The organism is Streptomyces sp. 3N207, assembly GCF_052246355.1.
Lineage (GTDB): Bacteria > Actinomycetota > Actinomycetes > Streptomycetales > Streptomycetaceae > Streptomyces.
This window is the reverse complement of the sequence record NZ_JBQQBV010000056.1, coordinates 1-2,735: the sequence shown is the minus strand read 5'-3', so window position 1 is coordinate 2,735 and position 2,735 is coordinate 1. Positions and strand designations below refer to the sequence as shown.

At 68.6% G+C, this 2,735-nt stretch carries 2 protein-coding genes; both read right to left on the bottom strand.

Features of this window, described 5'->3' with window-relative positions; all coding sequences use genetic code 11:
- On the bottom strand, positions 1-1,221 hold a 1,221-nt coding region (locus ACTWP9_RS36580), incomplete at its 3' end, for an FAD-dependent monooxygenase (protein WP_443250632.1).
- Positions 1,218-2,621 carry an MFS transporter gene (locus ACTWP9_RS36575; RefSeq protein WP_443250631.1) on the bottom strand — a complete coding sequence of 468 codons (1,404 nt, stop codon included), beginning with the start codon at positions 2,619-2,621 and terminating at the stop codon, positions 1,218-1,220. The genes ACTWP9_RS36575 and ACTWP9_RS36580, both read right to left, overlap by 4 nt.
- Positions 2,622-2,735: the final 114 nt, after the last annotated feature.

Below are 2,735 nucleotides of genomic sequence, written 5' to 3'. Positions count from 1 at the left end.
CGTGGGCATGAATTCGGGCAGGGTGAGGGCCGAGTGGGCCGGTCGTCCCTCCGTGGCGGGGGGCATGGTGCTGAGTTTGCGCAGCATGTCGTTGCGCTGTTCCAGGGCCCGGGCGGTGGTGGGGAAGAGTGTGGCGCCGCCCTCGCCGACCTGTTCCTGGTTCGCGGTCACAAACTCACGGGTATCGCGTTCGTAGGCGGTGAAGCCCGCGGTGTGGTCCCGGTCGGTCAGGGATCCGGCGAGCATGTACGCGCCGACGAGTGCGAGGCTGGTGCCCTGTCCGGTGAGGAAGGAGGGTGCGTATGCGGCGTCGCCCACCAGCGCGACCCTGCCGCTGGACCAGCCGGGCATGCGGATCTGGCTGACCGCGTCGAAGAACAGGTCGTCCGCCTCGCGCAGGGCGGCGAGCATGCCCGGGACCTCCCATCGAGCATCGGCGAAGACCTTGGCGACCAGGTCCCGTTGGGCTTCGGGGTTGCGGAACGCGTGGAACGGCGGTTCCGGGTGGGCGAAGTTGAGGAAGGCGTGCACTTCGTCGCTGTCCCCTACGGCGTAGAGTGCCGCGGCTCTGCCCGGGGTGTTCCACATCGTGATCTCGTGGGAAAGGCCGAGGGTGTTGGGCATGGTGAAGACGGCGAAGCAGTAGCCGAGGTAGCGGTGGAACTGCTCTTCGGGGCCGAGCAGCAACTCGCGGGTGCGTGAGTGCAGTCCGTCCGCTCCGATCACCATGTCGAACGTACGCCTGCCGGCCCCGTGGAAGGTGACGTCGACCCCGTGGCCGGACTGCTGGTCGAGGGTGTCGATGGAGTCGTTGAACAGGAACTCCACATCGTCACGGACCGCCCCGTAGAGGGCGCTGGTCAGATCCCCGCGCCGCACCTCCAGGTCCTGTCCGGCGACACCACCGGTGACGATGTGCGGGTCGACCGAGGCCACCTGGCTGCCGTCCCCGTCGAGGAAGGTGATCCGGTGCGAGTCGATGTGCGCGTCCTGCAGTTGCGGCAGGATGCCCATCCTCCGGACGACCTCCAGTGCGGTGCCACGCACATCGATGGGATAACCACCGTCACGAAGGGTGCCCGCCTTCTCGACCACCGTGACGGCGAATCCGTAGCGGTTCAGCCAGAACGCGAGGGCGGGCCCCGCGATGCTGGCCCCGGATATCAGGACCTTGCGCCCCGGCGTGCTGCGGATATCCCTCAACTGATCAGCGTGGGTCATTTCTTGACTCCTTTGCTCATGGAACGGACGACAGGCAGAGCCAGCACCGCGACGAGGCCGGCGATGAGGAAGCCGGTGACGAAGGCCGATTCGGCCGGGACATCCGACCCGGAAGGGGTCTGCGAGGTGAGGAGCACGCCGCCGAGCATCCCGCCCACGGCAGAGCCCAGCACGCGGGTCACCAGGATCAGGCTGGTGGCGATGCCGGTGTCACGTTCATCGACGGAGGAGGCGATGCTGGTCACCATGGCGGTGACGCACAGGCCGTTGGCGAGCGAGATCAGCGCCTTGCCGAGGACGATGTGCCAGACCTCGGTGTGTGCGGCTGCCAGGGCGAGCAGGGCGGTGGCCATGATGACGACCGAGGCAGCGACCACGGCACGCGGGCCGAAACGCTGTTCCCCGAATCCACCGGCCGGCCCGGCCAGCGTCGCGACCACGGCGCCGGGCAGGAGGATGAAGCCGATCTCGGTGGCGCCGGCCCCGAACCCGTACCCGTGGCCGGACACGTCGAGCAGCTGCGGAACGAGGAAGACGCCCATCGCGGTGCCGAGGCAGATCCCGAACGTCAGCACACACGACTTCCAGATCACAGGCCGTGCCAGCATGCGCAGATCGATCATCGGCGCGGCCGCGCGACGCTCGACGGCCACCCATCCGGTCACCAAGGCGGCCAGCACCACCAGGAGGGCGACGAGCACGAGAGGCTGCGAGCCGGCGTCGGGCGCCACCGCGAGCGCGAGCATGAGCGTGAGCAGTATCCCGCTCAACAGAAGCATGCCGGGCCAGTCGATCCCGGCATCGTCCCAGTGGCCCGGCTGATCAGCCGGCATCAGCCTGTTCACCATGAGGGTGAACCCGATGACCGCGAACGTCGGCAGCGCGAACATCCAGTGCCGGGAGAGCGCTTCGGCCACGGGCCCGGCCGCCAGCAGTCCCACCATCGAGCCCCCCACGAACATCCCGCTGACCAGCCCGATGGCCACCTTCGACTCTGCCGCGGGAAGGTGCTTGCGCACCACGATGAACGACAGCGGCAGCGCGCCGATCATCGCGCCCTGCAGTACCTGGCCGAGCAGCAGCACGGGCAGGTTCGGCGCCACCGCGGAGACCAGGCCACCGGCCGAGACCACCGCCATCAACCGGATCAGGACCCGTTTCCCGCCGTAGCGGTCGCCGAGCTTGCCAGCGAGCGGCGTAACAAGCGCGCCGGTGATGGCGAGCACGATGTTGAGCAGCGCCCCTGTGGACGGACTGATATCCAGCTCGCGTTGCAGGAGCGGGAGCGTCGGCGCCACCACCGATTCCAGAGCACCGGTGGAGATGGCCAGTAAGCCAAGAGCCCAGACAGCGGCCTTCCCCATGCGGACCGGGGAAGCCAGAGTTGCGGTCGCGGTCATGAACGTCCTTTCCATCGTTGCCGGACGGGTGAGGGGTTCGGCCGAACGCGTAGCGCTGCCGCCCTGCCGAGCCCGGCGCGGACACAGCAGCCATTCACACGGGGCGCGGTCGGC